We start from the raw sequence: 286 nt of genomic DNA on the forward strand, positions 1-286 counted from the left end.
TCCACGCCCATCTCATGAGACGCTTCCGATATCCCTTACTACTTCTTCCAGATTGTTAAAGATCGACAGCCGACTTTGCAGTCACACTGACTGGCGCACTCGCCAATGACAAACACCCCAACGATTGCTCTCGTTGGCGACGCTTCCCATTGGGGATTGGTTGGTGGAGGCAGACGGGATCGAACCGACGACCCCCTGCTTGCAAAGCAGGTGCTCTCCCAGCTGAGCTATGCCCCCGATGCCGACGCGCTTGGGGGATCCACTCGCGTGAGGTCCGCTCACCGTA

General features: G+C 58.0%; 1 tRNA gene. It reads right to left on the reverse strand.

From position 1 onward, the window contains the following. Nucleotides 1-161 precede the first annotated feature (161 nt). Nucleotides 162-237: transfer RNA gene (locus tag C9I57_RS32330), tRNA-Ala, on the reverse strand. Nucleotides 238-286 lie beyond the last annotated feature (49 nt).

Origin of the sequence: Trinickia symbiotica, assembly GCF_003028655.1 — a bacterium.
In the GTDB taxonomy this organism is placed as follows: domain Bacteria; phylum Pseudomonadota; class Gammaproteobacteria; order Burkholderiales; family Burkholderiaceae; genus Trinickia; species Trinickia symbiotica_A.